General features: G+C 49.6%; 18 protein-coding genes and 1 tRNA gene. 9 read left to right on the forward strand and 10 right to left on the reverse strand.

From position 1 onward, the window contains the following. Positions 1-27: 27 nt before the first annotated feature. From EB241_RS17180 to EB241_RS17195, 4 genes are all read left to right on the forward strand, one after another. Positions 28-624, forward strand: a complete 597-nt coding sequence (locus EB241_RS17180) for an XTP/dITP diphosphatase (RefSeq protein WP_124234323.1) — start codon at positions 28-30, stop codon at positions 622-624. After that, positions 617-1,756, forward strand: a complete 1,140-nt coding sequence (hemW, locus tag EB241_RS17185; protein ID WP_124234324.1) for a radical SAM family heme chaperone HemW — start codon at positions 617-619, stop codon at positions 1,754-1,756. Before EB241_RS17180 ends, hemW begins: the two co-directional genes overlap by 8 nt. A gap of 611 nt (positions 1,757-2,367) precedes the next feature. Then, positions 2,368-2,943, forward strand: coding sequence for a metallophosphoesterase family protein (locus tag EB241_RS17190; protein WP_124234325.1), 576 nt, complete (start codon positions 2,368-2,370; stop codon positions 2,941-2,943). Beyond that, entirely contained in the window at positions 2,940-4,313 is a 1,374-nt protein-coding gene (locus tag EB241_RS17195) for an RICIN domain-containing protein (RefSeq protein ID WP_124234326.1), read from the forward strand. The genes EB241_RS17190 and EB241_RS17195 overlap by 4 nt, the downstream gene beginning before the upstream one ends. Positions 4,314-4,504: 191 nt before the next feature. Here the strand turns inward: EB241_RS17195 and EB241_RS17200 are convergent, their stop codons facing one another. The 3 genes from EB241_RS17200 to trmB all read right to left on the reverse strand — a co-directional run bounded on the left by EB241_RS17200 (position 4,505) and on the right by trmB (position 6,330). Then, positions 4,505-5,218, reverse strand: coding sequence for a YggN family protein (locus tag EB241_RS17200; protein ID WP_124234327.1), 714 nt, complete (start codon positions 5,216-5,218; stop codon positions 4,505-4,507). 66 nt (positions 5,219-5,284) lie between these two features. Further along, positions 5,285-5,611 carry a YggL family protein gene (locus EB241_RS17205; RefSeq protein WP_124234328.1) on the reverse strand — a complete coding sequence of 109 codons (327 nt, stop codon included), beginning with the start codon at positions 5,609-5,611 and terminating at the stop codon, positions 5,285-5,287. Then, positions 5,611-6,330 carry a tRNA (guanosine(46)-N7)-methyltransferase TrmB gene (gene trmB, locus EB241_RS17210; protein WP_124234329.1) on the reverse strand — a complete coding sequence of 240 codons (720 nt, stop codon included), beginning with the start codon at positions 6,328-6,330 and terminating at the stop codon, positions 5,611-5,613. The genes EB241_RS17205 and trmB overlap by 1 nt, the downstream gene beginning before the upstream one ends. Before the next feature lie 149 nt (positions 6,331-6,479). On the opposite strand from trmB, the gene mutY reads away from it, so the two are divergent. From mutY to mltC, 3 genes are read left to right on the forward strand one after another with little or no spacing between them, the layout of a single operon-like run. After that, positions 6,480-7,571, forward strand: coding sequence for an A/G-specific adenine glycosylase (mutY, locus tag EB241_RS17215; RefSeq protein ID WP_124234330.1), 1,092 nt, complete (start codon positions 6,480-6,482; stop codon positions 7,569-7,571). Beyond that, entirely contained in the window at positions 7,571-7,843 is a 273-nt protein-coding gene (locus EB241_RS17220) for an oxidative damage protection protein (protein ID WP_124234331.1), read from the forward strand. Before mutY ends, EB241_RS17220 begins: the two co-directional genes overlap by 1 nt. A 51-nt stretch (positions 7,844-7,894) precedes the next feature. Then, on the forward strand, positions 7,895-8,974 hold the full coding sequence (gene mltC / locus EB241_RS17225; RefSeq protein ID WP_124234332.1) for a membrane-bound lytic murein transglycosylase MltC: 1,080 nt from the start codon (positions 7,895-7,897) through the stop codon (positions 8,972-8,974). A gap of 68 nt (positions 8,975-9,042) precedes the next feature. On the opposite strand, the gene EB241_RS17230 is transcribed toward mltC, so the two are convergent. Together EB241_RS17230 and EB241_RS17235 are read right to left on the reverse strand one after the other, a co-directional pair. Continuing rightward, complete coding sequence (locus EB241_RS17230; RefSeq protein ID WP_124234333.1) at positions 9,043-9,870, reverse strand: phosphoenolpyruvate hydrolase family protein; 828 nt, start codon at positions 9,868-9,870, stop codon at positions 9,043-9,045. A gap of 2 nt (positions 9,871-9,872) precedes the next feature. Continuing rightward, positions 9,873-11,093, reverse strand: coding sequence for a Tm-1-like ATP-binding domain-containing protein (locus EB241_RS17235; protein ID WP_124234334.1), 1,221 nt, complete (start codon positions 11,091-11,093; stop codon positions 9,873-9,875). A gap of 277 nt (positions 11,094-11,370) precedes the next feature. On the opposite strand from EB241_RS17235, the gene EB241_RS17240 reads away from it, so the two are divergent. Continuing rightward, positions 11,371-12,009, forward strand: coding sequence for a TetR/AcrR family transcriptional regulator (locus tag EB241_RS17240; RefSeq protein ID WP_124234335.1), 639 nt, complete (start codon positions 11,371-11,373; stop codon positions 12,007-12,009). Between the two features lie 37 nt (positions 12,010-12,046). On the opposite strand, the gene EB241_RS17245 is transcribed toward EB241_RS17240, so the two are convergent. After that, the gene (locus EB241_RS17245; protein WP_124234336.1) at positions 12,047-14,191 is read right to left on the reverse strand and encodes an ornithine decarboxylase; all 2,145 of its coding nucleotides are present in this window, start codon (positions 14,189-14,191) and stop codon (positions 12,047-12,049) included. 960 nt (positions 14,192-15,151) lie between these two features. Between EB241_RS17245 and EB241_RS17250 the strand changes: the two genes are divergently transcribed. Then, positions 15,152-15,227: transfer RNA gene (locus EB241_RS17250), tRNA-Phe, on the forward strand. Positions 15,228-15,425: 198 nt separating this feature from the next. On the opposite strand, the gene EB241_RS17255 is transcribed toward EB241_RS17250, so the two are convergent. The 4 genes from EB241_RS17255 to EB241_RS17270 form a co-directional block, all read right to left on the reverse strand. After that, entirely contained in the window at positions 15,426-16,436 is a 1,011-nt protein-coding gene (locus EB241_RS17255; RefSeq protein WP_124234337.1) for a tyrosine-type recombinase/integrase, read from the reverse strand. Positions 16,437-16,496: 60 nt separating this feature from the next. Then, positions 16,497-18,086 carry a TraI domain-containing protein gene (locus EB241_RS17260; RefSeq protein ID WP_124234338.1) on the reverse strand — a complete coding sequence of 530 codons (1,590 nt, stop codon included), beginning with the start codon at positions 18,084-18,086 and terminating at the stop codon, positions 16,497-16,499. After that, entirely contained in the window at positions 18,080-19,564 is a 1,485-nt protein-coding gene (locus EB241_RS17265) for a UvrD-helicase domain-containing protein (RefSeq protein ID WP_124234339.1), read from the reverse strand. The genes EB241_RS17260 and EB241_RS17265 overlap by 7 nt, the downstream gene beginning before the upstream one ends. Before the next feature lie 123 nt (positions 19,565-19,687). Further along, the gene (locus EB241_RS17270; protein WP_124234340.1) at positions 19,688-20,755 is read right to left on the reverse strand and encodes an SAVED domain-containing protein; all 1,068 of its coding nucleotides are present in this window, start codon (positions 20,753-20,755) and stop codon (positions 19,688-19,690) included. Position 20,756: the final 1 nt, after the last annotated feature.

The raw sequence follows: 20,756 nt of genomic DNA on the forward strand, positions 1-20,756 counted from the left end.
TGTTGCTGTAAAGATCCCGGACCTGATATGCAAAAAGTTGTACTCGCCACCGGTAACGCTGGCAAAGTTCGTGAACTGGCCGATTTACTGACATCCCGTGGCTTCGATATTGTTGCGCAAAGCGCGCTGGGCGTGGAATCAGCCGAGGAAACCGGCCTGACATTTATCGAAAACGCCATCCTTAAGGCGCGTCATGCTTCTTCAGCAACTGGCTTACCCGCCATTGCTGACGATTCAGGCCTGGCAGTGGACGCGCTGGGAGGCGCTCCGGGCATTTTCTCCGCACGCTATGCCGGAGAAAATGCCACAGACCAACAGAATCTTGAAAAACTACTCAATGCGTTGGAAACCGTGCCCGACGGCCAACGTCGGGCGCTGTTCCACTGCGTACTGGTTTTTCTGCGTCATGCAGAGGATCCGACGCCACTGGTATTTCACGGTAGCTGGCAGGGTGAAATCGCCCGCAGCGCCAGTGGTGAAGGCGGCTTCGGTTACGATCCGATTTTTTTCGTGCCTGAACTGGGCAAAACTGCCGCCGCACTGAGCAAAGATGAAAAACGTGCGATATCCCATCGTGGTAAGGCCCTGGCTCTGCTGCTGGATGCGATGAGTCAGCATGCATAATCTGCCACCGCTCAGCCTCTATATTCACATTCCCTGGTGCGTGCAAAAATGTCCTTATTGCGATTTCAACTCCCATGCGCTCAGGGGAGAGGTCCCGCACGAAGAGTATGTGCGCCATCTGCTGGCAGACCTGGATAATGACCTGCCGCTGACCTCGGGCAGGCTGGTAAGTACCGTCTTTATTGGTGGAGGCACGCCCAGCCTGTTAAGCAGTGAAGCAATGCAGATGCTGCTGGACGGCGTGAGGTTGCGTTTGCCGCTATCACCGACGGCGGAAATAACCATGGAAGCGAATCCGGGAACGGTGGAAGCAGACCGTTTCAGCGGTTATCAGCAGGCCGGAGTTAACCGTATTTCCATTGGGGTACAGAGCTTCAGTTCGCAGAAGCTGGAACGTCTGGGGCGTATCCACGGTCCGGCTGAAGCGAAGCGAGCGGCGGCCCTGGCAAGCGGACTGGGGTTACGCAGTTTTAATCTTGATCTGATGCATGGCCTGCCCGATCAGTCGCTGGAGGAAGCGCTGGACGATCTGCGCCAGGCCATCGCGCTGGATCCTCCGCATCTTTCCTGGTATCAGCTGACCATTGAGCCAAATACGCTGTTCGCCTCACGGCCACCGGTACTGCCAGATGATGATGCGCTATGGGATATTTTTGATCGCGGCCACCAGCTACTGACAGCCGCGGGCTACCAGCAGTATGAAACCTCCGCCTATGCCAGGCCAGGTTACCGTTGTGAGCATAACCTGAACTACTGGCGTTTCGGAGATTATCTGGGCATCGGCTGTGGTGCACACGGTAAGCTGACCCAGCCAGATGGCGCCATTATCCGCACCATTAAAACCCGCCATCCGCGTGGTTTTATGGCCGGGAACTATCTGGATCGCCAGTATGCAGTGGCTGACAGCGAGAAACCGTTTGAATTCTTTATGAACCGTTTGCGGTTGCTTGAAGCTGCCCCGCGGGAAGAATTTGTGCGTTATACCGGTTTAACGGAAAGCGTGATCCGCACCCAGCTTAATGAAGCACTGGACAAAGGTTATCTCACCGAAACTACGCTGCACTGGCAGGTGACAGAGAAAGGAAAACTGTTTCTGAATTCGCTACTGGAATTGTTTCTGGCGGAGGAATAAAAACAAACCACCACGGGCGGAATATATTCCGCCCCGAGATGAGATGAATATTCCATATTACATTTCAACTCATACCGCCCGTCGCTCAGTAATATCATTTCTTACCAAAAAGCTATTCATAATCATAATTTTCAATCTGTCACTGCGAAGTAAAAATTAGCAATCCCACCTTAAAATTTAAAAACGAAAAAGAAAACGCACTGTGCTTAACTGTAATTGTTGCGCAAGATAATGACACTGTTCACAGTATATATAATCAATGAGGTTTCGTTATGAGAAAAAAACAATTTCGTTATTACTTCAGACCCTCAACACCCATGAACAGACCTTACGGATTCAGGTAGTGAAGAACTCGAACATAAAAAAAAGAAAGCTCAGAGCAACTTATCACCAACCAATATAACAGCATTAATGAATATTCCGACAGCCACGATAATTATACAACCGTTCTGATTAATGGCGACATCACGGCATTTGGACACGGAAATCAGCGTAAAAAAATGACTGAGTGGTTAGGTAAATTAAAGCCACCTTTCCGGTGGGGACTGGGTAACCACAATATTGAATAAAACCACCTCAACACATCAAATAATGGTGCCGCAACCGACACAATGAGAATATTTGTTGGTCACTATCATTCTTTGTCATTGAATCAAAAATCATGGGATATAGTGACGGACTCAGGTTACAAATATGTAAACCATATAGGCAGCTTTAACTATTCATGGGATGAGGGGGATTTTCACCTTATTCAATTACATGATTATCCGGGCATGACCGGCTATGATTACAATAAAACCATCATCAGTAGTGATGAAAGGAAACTATATATGAGATGGGACAAAGAATTAACATGGCTAAAAAAAAGCATCGAGGGTGCCGTATCCAGAGGTAAATATATCATTGTTAACATCCACCAGCCGGACGGCTGGAAAAAAGAGGCATTAAGAGCAATACGAACTCTCTTTTATCAATACAAGGATAATATAAAGGCAGTCTTCGCAGGACACCACCACATACTCTACGGTTACTACGAAAATATCCTGAGCGGTATGGGCGGTAACATTCCTGTATTCCTGTTCGGTTCAGCATCACAGCAGACATATCTCATTATGGAAAGTGACGACGCTGACTTAAATCTCTTTATCTTTCTTATAAAGAAAAACAACTGGCAGGCAAAAAATTGATTTATATAATTCCTCTGTCACAGCAGGAGGATCATTTAACCATAACACCCATTCTCAATCCAGAGAAAGCAATGACGTTGAGCGCAGGTGGCTCGGTTATTCTGAGGGATAACATTGAGTCTCCCGATCAGATATTTACACTCACAAGAAAAAACAAAAGAGGCAATATCTTTCAGATAAGAAAAAATACATCATATTATAATTTTTTATGGGATAATACTAACACCAGATTGCGTGTAGCCATAGGTTCCGAAAATGATAATAACCTTTGGAATATTGATTATCAGTCATTAAACGAGAGTTATGTAATTGCCAGTAACGTTGATACTAATAAAGCTATTGACGTGCCAGCTTCATGCACAGACAGCGGAACAGAATTAATTGTTTATAGCCGACACAATGGAAAAAATCAGCAATTTTCTGTTTCAAAATCTCGCCTCAGCGCGCCTGTATATATTGCCTCACACCTTAACTCTGATAAAGTTTTGTCTTCCCGTTCTGAAGACAGTAATGTAATCATCTACAGTAAAGACTCAGGACCAGGACAAATATTTGCTTATATAAGATGTGATGAAAAAGGGAAAAGCGTTTTCCAGATAGAAAACCTGTGGACGGGCATGTTAATGACACGGAGTAAAAATAATGGTAAACAGGTCTTTCTCGGACAGAATAAATATGACGATGAATGTTACTGGAAAGCAGAAGAACAAAGCAATGGAAAGTATCTAATAGCAAACTATAATGACCCTGAATATGTTCTGGATGTCTCTAACGCAAAAACAGATAATGGAACGCTACTCCAGATCATCCCCAGAAATGGAAATAAAGCCCAGGAATTTTCATTTTTAATTCATCCAAATGCGCCATATGTCCCTACAGAAAAATTTTATGAAATGGATGCGATTATCAGACCACTCGGTTACCAGGATGACACTGAAGATTCAGCCATCAAAGTTGCAGCATCCGATGCCCAACTCATTATCAGCAACTATGCTGAAAACAATCATTTGAGTCATTTCCATTTAGTCAGAGCTCGCAGAAAAGGGTACAGTGTTTATCAGATTAAAAGCTCATTCTGGGCTGATGCAGTTCTTGGTATGTTAAATAACGGTATTTATTTATCAAAAAATTACTACCACGATTCTCAATTCTGGAATTTTCATTATGTCAGTGAAAATATCAATGGCGGAGGAAACTATATTATTTCAAATTATGCTGATCCTTCAATGGTCTGGGGATCTCCTGTAACAGCTATCTCCACACCGACCGATTTTAAAACTATTGGATTGGAAAAAAGGCACACCAATGCCTCAACTTCTCAAACGTTCCGGCTGAACTACCATCCATCCATCGCTCCCAGAAAGAAGTAACCATCATCGGCTTGTTAAAAGTACGGGTATTTTTAACAAGCTTGTTTATGTCAAATGTAATGAAAAACAGTGGCAGCTGCGGGAAGAGGTAAAGCAGTTTATCCATGCTGTGGTGTCGCTACCCGTTAATCAACCCGCTCTGACCAAAGTTAAGCGGTAATGTGCTATGTGATGTAGTTCAATTCATCATGTCACTTCAGCCCAACCACCACAGCCTTGCGCTGTTGTTCAAGGCCTGTCACGCGGTTACACACTTCGTGGCCGAAGCGCTGAAAGTCCTGCTCCTGATTGCTCCACTCTGCCTGAATCGACTGTTGCAGGCCCCCCAGATTGCCCATCAGTGCCTGAAGCGGGTTCCCGCCGTTTCCTGCCTGTTTATTGCTCATCTCATTGAGGCTATCCTGCACCATGCCGCCCATCGTGCTTTGTACCAGTTGCTCACCCTGTTGTCGCACCTGGTCAATAGCCTGGTGGTGGAAAGTCAGCCCATCGCTGCGATGTTCAATAATGCGGTTCATCTGCTGTTTCAGTTTGCTGTCCAGATCGGTGAGACGATGGCGTACATTGCTGTTCTCACCCAGCTTTTCAACAACCACTTTATCCAGCGCTATCCGGCCGGTTTCCAGACGCTGGCGCGCACCCTCATCGATCCAGGGTAAATCGCGGCGCAATGCGGCCTGGTAGTCGATGGCTTTCTGTCGGGTGGCGTTATCCACCGTGACGGTCTGTCCGTTGCGCTGCACATCGCCTGTGGGGGTAATAATCAGATTGCCACTGGCTCCCACCACCTGCACCTTTTGTGGCGAGATCACGACATCATCCTGAGGCCTGACGCCACACTGATAATCCGCCTGCGCCGAACCCGCCGCCAGTAACAATGCGCCTACCATCATCGCTTTATGCATGTTGCTTTCTCCTCAGAATGAAAAGGCCACGCAAGCGTGGCCCTGAAGGATATCAGTTCTGTCTGGTTAGTCCCACCAGACGTCAAAAAGTTCGGTGACCTGAATATTGCTCAGCTGGCGATCGGAAAGCCATTTACGCACTGTTTCACGGTGCTCCTCGGTGCATTTTCCGATTTTTTGCAGGCAAATTAGCCCTTCCCATTGCAGGTAGCCACTGCCGTCAAACGCCAGACCATTCGGATCAATCACTTCGCTAATCAGCGCATCAAGCGTGGCATCAATAGTCTCTTCACTGGTCCCTTCAGGAAAAGAAAAACCAATGGAAAAACCTAACTCCTGAAATTCAGCCAGATGCATTTTTTTGCGCAAACGGCGACTGCGTTGGATGGCCATTATTTAATCCTCTCAAACATCAAATCCCAGACTCCGTGGCCAAGGCGCTGGCCACGCTGTTCAAATTTGGTCAGTGGGCGTGAAGCCGGACGTGGAACATAATCCTGTGTTTCCGACTGATTTTTGTATCCCGCAATATCATGCATTACCGCCAGCATATGTTCAGCATAGGCCTGCCAGTCAGTTGCCATATGAAAAACACCCCCAAGCTTCAGCTTACGCAGCACCAGTTCAGCAAAGGGTATCTGCACAATCCGGCGTTTATTATGGCGCGCTTTATGCCACGGGTCCGGGAAAAACAGCTGCACCATCCGCAGCGAATTATCCGGGATCATATGGTTAAGCACATCCACCGCATCGTGGCACATTACGCGCAAATTCTCCACGCCTGCCTCATCGGCGGCGCTCAGACAGGCGCCAACCCCCGGTGAATGTACCTCAATACCAAGAAAGTTCTGCTGCGGGTTGGCCTGGGCCATACTAACCAGCGAGGCCCCCATCCCGAAGCCTATCTCCAGCACTACCGGCGCATCCCGGCCAAAAAGCGTTGGAAAGTCAACAGGCTCTGGCTGATATTCCACCCCTTTCTGCGGCCAGAAATGGTCAAGCGCGTGCTGCTGGCCTTTGGTCAGACGGCCCTGGCGGCGGACGAAGCTGCGAATACGGCGCAAGGGGCGACCGTGCTCATCAAACTCCGGTGAAATGACATCATTCTTCATGTTTTTGCCTGTTGGTCAGCGCTATGCGGAAAACGGGCATTATGCAAAGTTACGGCGGTTAAGCAAGCCCGGAAACTTCCGGTTTACAGCTTAGTTGCTCTGTGCTGGAATCCCAGCCTGATTTTCAACTTTGCGGGATTTTATCTGAAATGATGCAGGCATCGCAGTTTGCAAGCCATGTCCTTGGCTGGTATCAGCGCTTTGGCCGCAAAAATCTTCCCTGGCAGCGGGAGAAAACTCCTTATAAAGTGTGGCTTTCTGAAGTGATGCTGCAACAGACCCAGGTGACAACGGTCAAGCCCTATTTTGAACGCTTTATGTCCCGCTTTCCCACTGTTACCGATCTGGCTGCTGCTCCGCTGGATGAAGTGCTACACCTGTGGACCGGGCTTGGCTACTATGCCCGCGCACGCAACTTACACCGCGCCGCCGTGCAGGTGGCGGAACAGCATAATGGCAACTTCCCGCACACCTATGATGAAGTGGTAGCGCTGCCGGGGGTCGGACGTTCCACAGCCGGCGCGATCCTTTCGCTGTCTCTGGGACAACATTTTCCGATTCTGGATGGCAACGTGAAGCGTGTGCTGGCCCGCTGTTATGCCGTTGCAGGATGGCCGGGGCGCAAAGAGGTGGAATCACGGCTGTGGCAAATCAGTGAACACGTCACTCCTGCTAACGGGGTCAGCCAGTTTAATCAGGCGATGATGGATCTCGGTGCGATAGTTTGTACCCGGACTAAACCGAAGTGTGAAATTTGCCCGCTAAACGCTGGCTGTATGGCTTATGCCAGCGGTCGCTGGGCGGAGTATCCAGGCAAAAAACCAAAACAAACACTACCGGAACGTACCGGCTGGATGCTGATGATACAGTATGATGACAGCGTCTGGCTGGAGCAACGCCCTCCGGTGGGGCTGTGGGGCGGTCTGTTTTGCTTCCCGCAGTTTAGCAGCCAGACAGACATGCTGGAGTGGCTGGGTGAGCGGCATATTGACAGTAAAAACCTGCAACAGGACATCGCGTTTCGCCACACCTTCAGCCATTTTCATCTGGATATCATTCCGGTGCATTTGCGGCTGACGACAACAGGATCGGCAATGGATGAAGGTGCAGGTCTCTGGTATAACTTAGCGCTGCCCCCGTCCGTCGGGCTGGCTGCCCCGGTGGAACGCCTGCTGAAGCAGCTGGGTAAGCCGCAACAAAGTATGATGGATCTGCATACGACAGTAGAAGAGGAAAAGTAATGAGCAGAACTATTTTTTGTACGTTCCTGCAACGTGATGCTGAAGGACAGGATTTCCAGTTGTATCCGGGCGAACTTGGTAAACGCATTTATAATGAAATCTCGAAAGAAGCCTGGTCGCAATGGATGAGCAAACAGACCATGCTGATTAATGAGAAAAAACTCAGCATGATGAACCCGGAAGATCGTAAACAGCTGGAGCAGGAAATGGTGAAATTTCTGTTCGAAGGCCACGATGTTCACATCGAAGGTTACACCCCGCCAGAAGAATAATTGTCGGGCCTCACCGCTGAGGCCCTCTTAATTAAGGCGAAGCACGACATAATGAAGAAAAAGCTGATTAGTTTACTGGTCATCGCACCGTTGTTGATCTCCTGTTCCGGCAATAAAAAGCCAGCCTTTCATGAAGAGTGGGTCAAGGACACCAATGGATTTGACATTTTGATGGGGCAGTTTGCCCACAATATTGAAAATATCTGGGGTATCAACGAAGTACTGATTGCCGGTCCGAAAGACTATGTTAAGTACAGCGATCAATATTACACCCGCAGCCATATTAACTTTGATGCCGGTACGATCACCATTGAAACAATTGCCGGGACAGATCCCGTGGCCAGTCTTCGCCAGGCGATTATTACTACGTTGTTAATCGGTGATGACCCCAGCAATGTCGATCTCTATTCCGATGCTAACGATATTGAGATCGGTAAAGAACCGTTGCTGTACGGACAGGTGCTCGACAATACCGGGCAGCCCATCCGCTGGCAGGGACGTGCTGCCAGCTTTGCCGATTATCTGATCCAGAATAAACTGCAACGCCGAAGTTCAGGACTTCATGTCATCTGGTCGGTTACCATTCCAATGGTGCCAAACCACCTTGACAAACGTGCACACAAGTACCTGCCGATGGTGCGGGAAGCAGCGGCCAAATATGGTGTCGACCAGTCACTGATCCTTGCCATTATGCAAATCGAGTCAAGCTTCAACCCTTATGCGGTCAGCAATGCCGATGCTTTGGGACTGATGCAGGTGGTACAGCACACTGCCGGGGTAGACGTGTTCCGCATGAAAGGGAAATGGGGCAAGCCCAGCCGCGGCTACCTGTTCGATCCGCAAAATAATATCGATACCGGTACGGCTTATCTTTCGCTGTTGCAGGACAATTATCTGTCGGGAATTGTTAATCCAACATCGCGTCGCTACGCGGTGATCACCGCCTATAACGGTGGTGCGGGAAGCGTGCTGAGAGTGTTCTCAAACGACAAAACCCGTGCCTTCAGTGCCATCAACAATCTGTCACCTTCAGAGGTGTATCAAACCCTGACCAGTAACCATCCTTCTGCAGAATCTCGTCGTTATCTGTATAAGGTTAGCAATGCTCAGAAAAGCTATCACCGTTACTGAAAAGCGAAATAAAACGGCGGATCTTGCGATCCGCCAGACGGTAATATGATCCCTGGCATGGGTAAGTATTAACGCTTTATATTTTTAAACTGCCTTGTCGTTTTGGTGAGTGCGACCTCGGTTGGCAAACGTTCCATCGAGCTTGCGCCGTAAAAACCATCGCACAATGGACAGTGGTCGAGGATATATTGTGCATCTTGCGGGCTTGAAATCGGCCCGCCATGACAGAGCACAATAATCTCCTCGCGTACTTCTTTCGCCGCCTCTGCCCACTGATTAATAAGCAACACACAGTCCGATAAATTAAGCGCTGTCTCTGCGCCAATGCTACCACCGGTGGTCAATCCCATGTGCGGCACGATAATATCAGCACCGGCTTCAGTCATGGCGATGGCATTTTCACCACTGAAAACATAAGGTGTGGTCAGCAGCTCTTTCTCCGCCGCAAGGCGTATCATTTCCACCTCCAGCCCATATCCCATGCCGGTCTCTTCCAGATTCGCGCGAAAATTGCCGTCAATCAGACCCACTGTCGGGAAGTTCTGCACGCCGGAGAAACCCATAGCCTTAAGATCGTCGAGAAATTTATCGAAATGACAGAAAGGATCGGTGCCGTTAACACCGGCCAGCACCGGCATATTTTTCACGACCGGTAACACCTCCTTCGCCATTTCCACCACAATATCATTCGCATTACCGTAGGCCAGAAGACCAGCAAGCGAACCACGCCCGGCCATGCGATAGCGGCCCGAATTGTAGATAACGATCAGATCGATACCGCCCGCTTCCTGGCATTTTGCTGAAAGGCCTGTCCCAGCACCACCGCCGATGATTGGTTCACCACGGGCAATCATCTCTCTGAATGTTGTCAGTATTTGCTGACGGGTAAAAGACATACTCAGAACTCCTTCTCTGCGAACTGCCGGAACTGACGTACCGCTGCAAGAGCAAATTCAGGGGCATTAATGTGGTAAGGAAGACGCACTATTTTACGCCGTTCACTTTGTTGCAGGTGAGCTTCAAGGGTGGTGATAAAAGCCTGGTCAGCCTCAGGTGACCAGAAAGGTTGACCGGGCGCATCCAGCGCTGAGAAGCCTCCCTCAGGGATAAGAAACGCCATATCCGCATCACAGCGGTTAAGTTTTTCTGCTATCCACTTAGCCATCGCTTCGTTCTCTTCCGGCGTGGTACGCATTAGCGTCACCTGAGCATTATGGTGGTAAAAAAGCCTTCCGGCGTATTTTTCCGGCACGGTGTCAGGATGAGAAAAATTCACCATATCCAGCGCGCCACAGGAGACAACACAGGGAATTTTGCTGCGTGCAACCGCATCGAAGCGTGTTTCATCACAGGCCAGCACACCGTCGAAAAGCAAATCGCACACTTCTGTGGTAGTAATATCCAACAACCCACTGAGCATCCTGCTGTCAACCAGCTTTTCCATTGCCCTTCCGCCGCTGCCGGTGGCATGAAAAACCACACAGTCGTAATCTTTTTCCAGCTTCTCACTCACCAGTTGAATACAAGGTGTGGTGACGCCAAACATTGTCAGGCCCAGCGCCGGTTTATCCTCTGTGTCGCTCTCCACGCCAAACAGCACAGACCCGGCGATTTGGTTGGCTGCATTGCCCAATACCCGGCGGGAAATACGATTCAGCCCGGATACATCCGTCACCGAATAGAGCATGTTGATATCACTGGCACCCACATAAGCAGAAACGTCGCCGGAAGCCATGGTCGACACCATCACCTTAGGCACACCAATCGGCAACGCCTGCATCGCAGGTGTAATTAACGCTGTGCCACACGATCCTCCCAGCCCAATCACCCCGTTCAGGTCAGAACGCCTGCTAAGGAAAATCTTAAATGCCAGTGCCATCGCGTTAATGGCTTTTCCACGGTCGCCACAAAACACAGCGTCACGCCCTTGCGGATGAAAATCGGCAATCAGTTCGGGTGGAAAGTCCGCCGCAAAAGCGGTGCTAACTGATTGAGTTGACAGGTCTACTGTTAAAACTTCAGCACCTGTTCTGGCGATACATTCCCTGACGTAAAACAGTTCATTTCCTTTAGTATCTGCGGTCGCAACAGCATAGATATAGCCGGTATTATTGGTCATAGTCGTAACAACACCCTGTTATCAGACATAATAAAGACTTGATTAAAATACGATAAAGATGCAAATAACATCAGGTCGTTTTTAAATCCTGAGTTAAGAGATAACAGTATCACCTCCATCAATGATAAATCAATTGAATGGAATATACGTCTCAGAGGGAATTAGCTACGTTTTAGTGAAAAAACGCCGACTGTACCAGAGTGGAAGATGATGTTCACTATCATACTTAAGTCAACTTATTGATTAATAAATAATTTTACCATTTAATGAGGTTATTGTGAAGCAAAGGGATCCCGCTGAGGCTGTACCGTTAACCGCCACACGCGCCAGAACACGTCGCTTACTTATTGCAACGGCAATGAGGATGTTCGACAGCGGCGCTTTCCCATCAATTACTGAAGTTGCCGCAGAAGCCCAACTCTCAAGAGCAACGGCTTACCGTTACTTTCCAACGCAGAGCGCTTTGGTGTCTGCCATTGTGACTGAAACACTCAGCCCGATAAAAAGCTGGCGTCCAACCCGTGAGGATGTCTCAGATCGCATCGACGAACTGCTGAGTTTTGCTTTCCCAAAAATGCTTGAACATGAAGGCACCTTGCGTGCCGCGCTGCATCTGTCACTGACTCAGTGGGCGCAGTCACAATCGGCAAGGCACCCGGAAAAAGAGCGGCTGGTAAGAGGCAACAGGAAAGCGTTACTGCAACAGGTTGTGGAACCGTTAAAAAATGAGCTGCCGCCAGAAATGATAGAACGGGTCGTCCAGTCACTGTCACTGGTGTACGGTTCAGAAATTTTTCTGGTGATGAAAGATATCTGGGGGGCTGATAACGATCGTTTGCAGGACATTGGTAAATGGATTGCAAAAGCGATAATACGCCAGGCAAGAGAAGATTACAGGGTAAAAGTAACTTGTTAACCGTCCAGTGGGGACGCCGGGCGCGTCCCCTGACCTTTTAGTCGTTAATCATATAGCCATAAAGCCGTTTGACGCCTTCTGAATCTGCTTCTGCGTAAACGCCCTGCAATTCCGGTGAAAAACCTGGCAGCAGGTTGAGGCCCTCTTCCAGCGCCAGAAAATAGCGCTGCACCGCCCCGCCCCACACTTCTCCCGGAACCACGCAGAGCACACCAGGTGGGTAAGGCAACGCCCCTTCAGCGGCAATACGCCCTTCCGCTTTCGCAATTTGCACCAGTTCGACGTTACCACGAATAAACGCCACATTGGCATCCTGCGGATTCATCACCGCTTTAGGCAGACTTTGCTGGCGGAACATCGCCTTTTGCAGATCTTTCACGCCATGGCTGACATAAAGCTGGTGCATCTCCAGGCAGAGGCGCCGCAGGGTATAACCGGCATAACGTGCCGCATTTCTGCGGTAAATCGTCGGCAGTACATCGCTCAGTAACGCATCCTCTTCCAGATGCTGTTCAAACTGTGCCAGTTTCGCCACCAGATGCGCCATTTTCTCACTGCTCTCCGCCGGGGTAAGCAGAAACAGAATCGAATTCAGATCGCATTTTTCCGGCACCACACCGTTCTCACGCAGGTAGTTAGCCAGAATCGTCGCCGGTACGCCAAAATCAGCATACTGACCGCTGGCGGCATCAATTCCCGGAGTGGTCAGTAACAGCTTACACGGGTCGATCAGATACTGATCTTTCTGGTATCCGGCAAAACCATGCCATGCTGCATCCGGCTCAAAACTGAAATAGCGCGGATCGGTCGAGATCTCTTCTGTTGGCGTCTCCAGCCACGTTCTGCCATCAACCCTGTCGGAAATAAAGGGTTTGATCATGGAACATTTTTCCATAATCGCTTTACGCGTCGCTATCCCAAGCGTAACGCATTCATGCCACAGGCGGCGACCGGCTTCACCTTTGTGGATCCTGGCATTAACATCCAGCGCCGCGAACAGCGGGTAAAATGGACTGGTTGACGCATGCAACATAAAGGCGTTGTTCAGACGCTTATGGCTGCAAAAACGTTGCTGACCGCGAATATGGTTATCTTTCTTGTGGATCTGCGACGTTTGCGAGAAGCCCGCCTGCTGCTTGTGCACAGACTGAGTAACAAAAATACCGGGATCGTTTTCATTCAGATCCAGCAGCAGCGGAGAGCAGGCCTGCATCACCGGAATAAACTGCTCATAGCCGACCCACGCAGAGTCAAACAGAATGTAGTCACAGAGATGGCCAATGCTGTCAAGGACCTTACGGGCGTTGTAAACCGTGCCGTCGTAAGTCCCCAACTGGATAACCGCCAGCCGGAATGGCCGGGCATCTCCGGCTCGCTCAGGGGCCACCTGTTTTATTAGCTGGCGCACGTAACCTTCATCGAAACACCGCGCATCAATGCCACCAATAAAACCGAAGGGGTTACGTGCTGCTTCCAGATAAACGGGCGTTGCACCAGCCTGGATCAGCGCACCGTGATGATTTGATTTATGATTATTGCGGTCAAACAGCACCAAATCGCCCCGCGTCAGCAACGCATTAGTGACGACCTTGTTCGCACTGGAGGTGCCATTAAGCACAAAATAAGTTTTATCTGCGTTGAACACCTTTGCCGCATATTTCTGGGCATGTTTGGCTGAGCCTTCGTGAATGAGCAAATCACCCAGCTTGACATCGGCATTACACATATCGGCACGAAAAATATTCTCACCGAAGAAGTCGTAAAACTGGCGGCCAGCCGGGTGCTTTTTAAAAAACGCCCCGCCCTGATGGCCCGGACAGGCGAAGGTACTGTTATCCATCGCCACATACTTGGTTAGCGTGTTAAAAAACGGCGGTAACAGACCTGTCTGATAGGCTGAAGCCGCCGCTTCCAGGCGAATAGCGTCATCTGCCGCACCGGTCAGCAAGCCGGTCACTTCAGGCAAATCCTGTGCCTGGTCCGGGGAATCAAGAGAGATAAACACAGGTAAATTAAAACCAGTATGCCGCAGTAATGAAAGCATTCCGCTGCGTGAATCTGCCACGGAAAGAACCACTGCCGCGATATCAGTAAAATCGGTTTTTTCCAGCGTGACGACCTCACGACCGGTCTGGAGATGAATAGCCACGGTGGTACTGGCTGCAATTTTCAACGGTGTCATAACACAAATCCTCAGGCGTCAAGGATGAGTGGGTGCCAGTGGCACAGCAATGGGAAAAGGCAACAGCCCTTACCCGGCGAAAGGTGTCAGAGTGGTTTCAGGTAATGGAATTCAGCCCACACCAATAGACATCAGTAAAATCAGACAGACCCTGCTCTTACTGGTGGCCATAAGTTAAGCCCACAAAAGCCTCACCGCATGATGAGTGATTTTTTCAACACATGTTGATGATCGGATTGACAAGGATATACGCTGATTTGACGGTGGCTGTTTGGCATAGCGGTATTCTGCATGGCAGCGACCTCAGGTTGGGATAATGACGGCAAACGCCATACGTCAGAAAGAGCGCAATAATGGCACTTTTCTTTTTCAGGTTCAAGGCAGTTTAGCATTCAGGCCGACGGGGGCTTTTTTATTTGATTTAAAAATAATTTGCTCATCACACTGAACTGTATAGCTGGCAGGCATCGTTTGACTGTGAACGGGTAAATTCAGCAGCGACTGCGGAGGGGAAAACGCTACAAATGGCCAACTGGCAAAATGGCATTACCGCAACCGGGAACGTCCTCATCGCGCTCACAACGCTAATTACAGATGGTGCGCTGCCTTAAGCTTGCTGAGCAAATGCCAGACTTAGGTGCCGCTCACGCAAATGATCGGTCCGATGAAAAACAGATACAGGAGCAGGATTACAGTCCTGAACCGGAACTGAGAAAAACTGAAATATATCTGTCAATCACACAACAAAACCCAGTGAAACAGCCCACATTCAGATGGAGCAATTTGTTATAATTCCATTCAAAAATACGGCGTACCCCCCCTGCTAACCGGATTTCACCCTTAAGAGTGGATACTTAACAGACTGTTTTAATCACCGTTGATGGAAAATAGCGCAATCGGTCTTTTTTTTGTAATAAGCCGTTGACGCTTTTTAGCCCGTAAGGTTTAATGCGCCCCGTTGCCCGGATAGCTCAGTCGGTAGAGCAGGGGATTGAAAATCCCCGTGTCCTTGGTTCGATTCCGAGTCCGGGCACCACTAATTTGCATCAAAGCACGCTGGTTAAGAGATGAGATCCTTAACGGGCGATAAATGCAGGGTCCGGTCATACGGAATGTCCTCCGGTGTTTTCAAGAGCGTTTGCACTGGTTGATATATCCAGAACTTGTCCCTCAAGATAGGGAGCTTGTCCTACCAGGCTCCCTTTTCTCGATCACCGTTAATCATCCCAGTCAACTACGCTTGTGTCAACAGGTGTAAATTTCTTTCGCCTGTAACATCTGTGTGAAGTGACAGTTCAGCTTCGAGTGTTTTTCCAACGATATCCATCTTCAGCTCCACATACTCCATCGTTGTACTGACGCTCCGGTGCCCCAAAAGGTCCTTTACCAGCTGAAGATTTCGTTCAGGTGATTTCATCAGTTCCGTCGCCAGCGTATGGCGAAAACGGTGTGGCGACACGGTAAAACCACTCTCTTTCGACAGACGCCGAAAAAATGATCGGATCTTCTGATGGACCTTAGCGGCATCCCATTCCACATGACGCTTAAGTTGAATTCGGTTCACATCAAACAGATAATCTCCGTTTCCCGCCCCCAGTTCCGTTGATTTTTCTATCAGGTGATGCAGCCTGGGCTTCAACGCACTGACAATGGGAACCCGCCATTCACGGTGTGTCTTACTGCCCTCCAGGCAGAGTTCCAGATACCCTTCACTGAGATTGATGTCACCCAGTCGGATATGCAGCAGTTGGTTTAGCCGCATTCCCGTATATCTGAATGTATCCAGAACTGTCAGCCAGTACCACGCTGGCCAGAGCGCATTACGCCCGCCTCTGATACCGTGCCCTGCCCGTTCAGCCTCTTCAAATTGCTGCATGACCAGATAAACACGAATCAACTGCGATCGCGTAAGTGTTTTTTTCTTCCTGGTATCCCGCTGGACATTGCTTTTATTGAAGGGATTTTTCCCCGGGGGAAGGATTTCATGTTCCATCCCGTAATTATAGAGCGCCCGCAGATGTGCAATTTTGTTGTTCCACGTCTGCGCCGACTGCTGCTCCTCCTGAAGCAGATAACGCCGCCACTCCAGCACCTGACGGTGCGTAATTTGCGCTGGCAGGGTATCGCCAGAATAACGCCTGAACCCTCTGACAACCTTGCTGTAGCTCCATTCAGTCGCGGGTCTCAGCCGGTGAGCAAAAAAATATTCTTCAAGCAGTTCATCCCAGGTTATTTCATTACGCATCTTATTCTTCTCCCAAAAAACCAGAACAGATCCCTGTAGAGATCCCTGTGTGTATATTCCCTATGGAAAGAAAAGGAGTTTGCTGTCCTCCTGAGGTCTCACGCCTTTCAGACGGGCAGCTTTGATAAGATAACCATTAACCCTGCTGAACCGCCCCTGTTTATCTTCTGAGCAGTACAGTTTCGCCCGGGTAAAACGTTCCCCCTTGCGAACACGATGTAACTGGAGTTTTTCAAACGACGTCTGAATCTGCTCCCTGTGACTGTCACTTCCGGTATCTTTGAGGAAAAGAAAGAAAATATCCGGTACCAGAAGGTAAATAAAGCCGGCAACGGAATGTACCCGTGAGTCATGCTGATTGACGGTGATCCTGCCGGACACTATGCCGTCAGACAACCAGGCGAGAAAATCCTCGCCCGATCGTCGGGCATCGGCACCGACATTAACCGGGTAGCCCTGCACTTCCTCTGTGCCATGCAACAGACAGCCAGCACCGGTATCGTTATGCCGGGGGGCATCTTCCCTCTCAACTGGCTCATCAGGAACGTCTTTCCCGACGGGCACCATTTCATCCGGCGCTACCGTGGCAGGCGTATTCACATCAACGTCATCTGCAACCTCCGTGGCTTCTGCACCCGCCACTGCGGAAAAAAGACTGAGCAGCATATCGGCATCCCCCAGGCCCGGGCTGGCGTTATCCGGTTCTTCCGGCGACTCCACTGTACTTGCCCCGTTCTGCGGTGGCTGTCTGTCCCCACCACCAGTATCGTTGAGTGACGTCATCAGCTCCGAAGCGACCAGTTCCACCGGAGAAGAGGATAAATTATCGTCCGTCTGAACAGACAATACGCCCTCCTGCGGCGTCACTGAATCTGGCGGTGCAATGGCCACAGACGATTCACCTGTCTCCTTACGGAGTACCGGCGAGTCAACCTTCTCTGCCGCCTGGTCGAGCAACGTCCTGATAAGGGGCATATCCGGAGAACCATTGCGGAATGCACTGGCAAGACTGAACAACGCTGCGGAGGTACCTGAAAGCCAGTTTATCGCTTCGGCGGGCATCAGTTGACCGGCGGCCAGCGCCGCCAGAGCAGAAGCATCATGTGCGTTCGGGAGAGAAGGACGAAACCGGAAGCGATAAGGCGCATCCGGCACAGATATGCCCGGTTGCCAGTTGGCGCCACTGGTGGTTTCGCCTTCAATACTGGCCAGTAATGGCAGGTGATAACATAACGCGGCCCAGAAAATAACGGCCTGCCAGATAACCCCCTGCGCAGCCTGTTCTTCCGGTGCCGCACCCGGTGGAAACATATACCCCCGGGCAAGCCTGACGGCGTAAGCAGTAAAACGCAGGCTTAAATCACCAAATCCCCCTGCATAAGCCCACCGGCCGTCAGGTGCCGCTGGTACATTTTGGGTTCGTTCAAGCAGGAGGTGCACTGGAGTCAGATAAAGTCGCTGATATACTTCGCCCGACAGCGCGTTATTTTCCCGGATTTTCTGCAGGGCATCCTGGCGTATTGCGCTGATGATCAGTTCCTCAGCCTTAACCGGAGAGAAATACCCCGTCGGCACCGAAACGGGGAGTTTGTCGGATGACTCTGTGACAGTCGGCGTACGAGACAATAAGGTTTTAATTTTATTTAACATGGGAAAATCGCGTCTCCCTCATCGTTCTCCATGTCCCCTGTTGCAGGTTGTCCGCCATCTTTCTGCTCTTCACCTGCTTTCAGGCACAGCATCAGCTCATTCAGCACCAGGGTCTTACGGGCGCGTGTCACGGCCACATACAGCAGATTGGTTTCGTCCTGTCGCTCCTCTGCAGAGAGCAGCGGGTCGGTGATATCACAAAAATCCTCATTCAGTACAACGACATCCCATTCCAGCCCCTTACTGCGATGCGCGGTGGAAACCGTGACCTGCGCATCCTTTTCATGCGTCACAACCTGACGGCGCATAATGGCCAGCTTTTGCGGCAGCGGAAAATACTCATCAAGCAACCGGATGGCCTGATTCATCTCCACATCCTGCGTCGCCTTTGCAATGGCGCAATATTCTTCAAAGTCCCGGTAATCCTGACCAAGGCGAGGGGACTGCATCCGTTCAGGCATATCGGCAGAGAACCAGTAAAGATCTTCCAGTTCTTCCGTTTTGTACCCTTCAATGCCCCCCACCCAGAAGACTTTTCTCTCCTGCAGACTGGCAGAAAGCGCAGCGCCAATCACACCGGATACCGTCCGGCTGAGCACGGCGAAATGGGGTACGTCAGCAGGCAGATGCGTAACCACGTCATCATCCTCACCGCTGCCGGTGACTTTCATCTCCTCCCCGGACATGGCCAGCAGCACGTTAGCCATTTGTGCGACCTCAGGGCCAAACCGGAAGCTGGTCGTCAGCCACAGCCGATCGGCCTGTTCCAGCCGGGGAGAACTGAGCGCATTATCCGCACCACGAAAACGATAAATCTGCTGGTAGCGATCGCCAACCAGCACAACCCGACAGGGCTGACTCAGGACAAAGGCACTGGTGACCGGATTGGCGTCCTGGGCCTCATCAAAAAGAATGGTGTCCCATTGACTGGCAAGATTCGGGCCGGAAAGCTGAAAAAGCTTCAGGTAAACATCATGCGTGATCGGGAAATCAGATTCGGTACGACTCACCTCATACCAGAGAACCTGTACGGCCCCCAGAATTTTATCTACAGAGAGTCCATGGCGCTCATCCTCTGCCGGCAGATGGATAATGCCGGGTTCCGGCTCAGCACTACAGAGAAACGCATTCAGCCCCGTCAGCGCCAGACGCGCCAGCGGCCAGTGCCGGGTATTCAGCTTTCGGGCCACATCGGTAATACGCAGATTTACTGTCAGCCGATTCCTGAAATGTCGGCCGAAATGCGACCAGGCCAGTTGGTGGGAGGTTTTGCACTCAACGTTGAAGGGAAACTTTTGTTCGGCTTCGTCGCGGATGGCTCTGTTGTAGGCAAGGTACAACATTTTGCTGTCCGGGTTCGCCTGAGCGAATTGCACCAGTGTGGTGGTTTTACCAGTGCCGGCAAACGCGTTGACCACGAGCTGATTACCCCGCCATGTGATGATGGCGTTTTGTTCTGGTGTGGTTTTCCTGGTCATTGGGTTCTCCGGGAGAGACAGTTAAAGCCCCCACACTGTCACTCGGAGAAGCTTGCGGCGACAAAAAACCAGATACCTACTTTCAGAAATAAAAAACGCTCCCGAACGGGAGTAACCACATAGTCAACTTACGCTTTTACTGGTGATCTTCAAGCACCATTCATAATGATTAGCTATAGCATCCCAATGCCAAATATTTATAACACCATGCAAGCCTTCCTGGTAAAGAGTACCAAGTCGTACGACTACCGATGCTTGTGCAGACACAAAAAGATGCACTTCGTCTGCCTGTTTTTTTAACTCAGAGATAATATAGCTAAGTTCCTTCACTATTTTTTCTTGCTCGTCCTCCGCGGGGAGATTATCAAATCGGAATCCTGTACTCAGTTGAACATGTAAAGTATGTCCCATAAATTCAACAGGAAGGTCTTTCTCTAAAATTTCCATCGTAAATGAAATTGCAAGACCGATAACCTTTCCATTATTTGATGGCACACACTTACTATCATGAATATTCTGACCGCTGTAGCATTTTACTAACTTTGCATTTGTCGGCGGTGCATCAAGAGGGTGAAAAGTTCTTTTATCCCGGTCAAAATCAAACAACTTTAATGGTAAGTGCCCATCCGTCATGAAGCTACCGACCATATACAGATATGGCACACTGCCAAGTGCAGCAACATAAGCAATTGTCGCATCGGTGTGATATATTCTTTCTTGAATTATTTGCCGAATAAAACCTGCATTGGATAGATTGTTATTTTTATCCCTTGAATCAAATGCTTTAAAGTCCACATATAATATTTTTGCTTTTTCTCTGGAAGAGAGCATTTTCTCCGCAGCTTGTGAATCAGTATTTTCGAACCCATACGCACGAATAAGAGCAATGTCTCGCTTATTCAAATCTCGAAGAGCGAAATAAGCACAAATCCCCCACAGACCAAACCCAGCGACCAGAAAAATCACACCAAAAAAAAGAGCAAGATCAGAGCACTTTTGATAAGTAAACGTTAATCCATCGATGATATTAACATGTTTCTTAAGAAATTCTTCTGAGAAAACAAGATTAACTCCCCCCCCTCCAACTAATCCCGCCATTCCAATTTTAAGCACCCCAAACGTCAGTCGGGACAACTGATCTTTCGGCCTAAAAATAATTTTTATCAGATACATTAGTGTTGCATTGTTCATT

Source organism: Erwinia psidii, from assembly GCF_003846135.1.
GTDB classification, from domain to species: domain Bacteria; phylum Pseudomonadota; class Gammaproteobacteria; order Enterobacterales; family Enterobacteriaceae; genus Erwinia; species Erwinia psidii.

Excerpts from the sequence above, each read along its gene's own strand:
- hemW (WP_124234324.1), top strand. The coding sequence starts at position 617 with ATGCATAATCTGCCACCGCTCAGCCTCTATATTCACATTCCCTGGTGC.
- EB241_RS17245 (WP_124234336.1), bottom strand. The coding sequence starts at position 14,191 with ATGACACCGTTGAAAATTGCAGCCAGTACCACCGTGGCTATTCATCTC.
- EB241_RS17190 (WP_124234325.1), top strand. The coding sequence starts at position 2,368 with ATGAGAATATTTGTTGGTCACTATCATTCTTTGTCATTGAATCAAAAA.
- EB241_RS17235 (WP_124234334.1), bottom strand. The coding sequence starts at position 11,093 with ATGACCAATAATACCGGCTATATCTATGCTGTTGCGACCGCAGATACT.
- EB241_RS17265 (WP_124234339.1), bottom strand. The coding sequence starts at position 19,564 with ATGACCAGGAAAACCACACCAGAACAAAACGCCATCATCACATGGCGG.
- EB241_RS17200 (WP_124234327.1), bottom strand. The coding sequence starts at position 5,218 with ATGCATAAAGCGATGATGGTAGGCGCATTGTTACTGGCGGCGGGTTCG.
- EB241_RS17205 (WP_124234328.1), bottom strand. The coding sequence starts at position 5,611 with ATGGCCATCCAACGCAGTCGCCGTTTGCGCAAAAAAATGCATCTGGCT.
- mutY (WP_124234330.1), top strand. The coding sequence starts at position 6,480 with ATGATGCAGGCATCGCAGTTTGCAAGCCATGTCCTTGGCTGGTATCAG.
- trmB (WP_124234329.1), bottom strand. The coding sequence starts at position 6,330 with ATGAAGAATGATGTCATTTCACCGGAGTTTGATGAGCACGGTCGCCCC.
- EB241_RS17220 (WP_124234331.1), top strand. The coding sequence starts at position 7,571 with ATGAGCAGAACTATTTTTTGTACGTTCCTGCAACGTGATGCTGAAGGA.
- EB241_RS17260 (WP_124234338.1), bottom strand. The coding sequence starts at position 18,086 with ATGTTAAATAAAATTAAAACCTTATTGTCTCGTACGCCGACTGTCACA.
- EB241_RS17180 (WP_124234323.1), top strand. The coding sequence starts at position 28 with ATGCAAAAAGTTGTACTCGCCACCGGTAACGCTGGCAAAGTTCGTGAA.
- EB241_RS17230 (WP_124234333.1), bottom strand. The coding sequence starts at position 9,870 with ATGTCTTTTACCCGTCAGCAAATACTGACAACATTCAGAGAGATGATT.
- EB241_RS17255 (WP_124234337.1), bottom strand. The coding sequence starts at position 16,436 with ATGCGTAATGAAATAACCTGGGATGAACTGCTTGAAGAATATTTTTTT.
- mltC (WP_124234332.1), top strand. The coding sequence starts at position 7,895 with ATGAAGAAAAAGCTGATTAGTTTACTGGTCATCGCACCGTTGTTGATC.
- EB241_RS17270 (WP_124234340.1), bottom strand. The coding sequence starts at position 20,755 with ATGAACAATGCAACACTAATGTATCTGATAAAAATTATTTTTAGGCCG.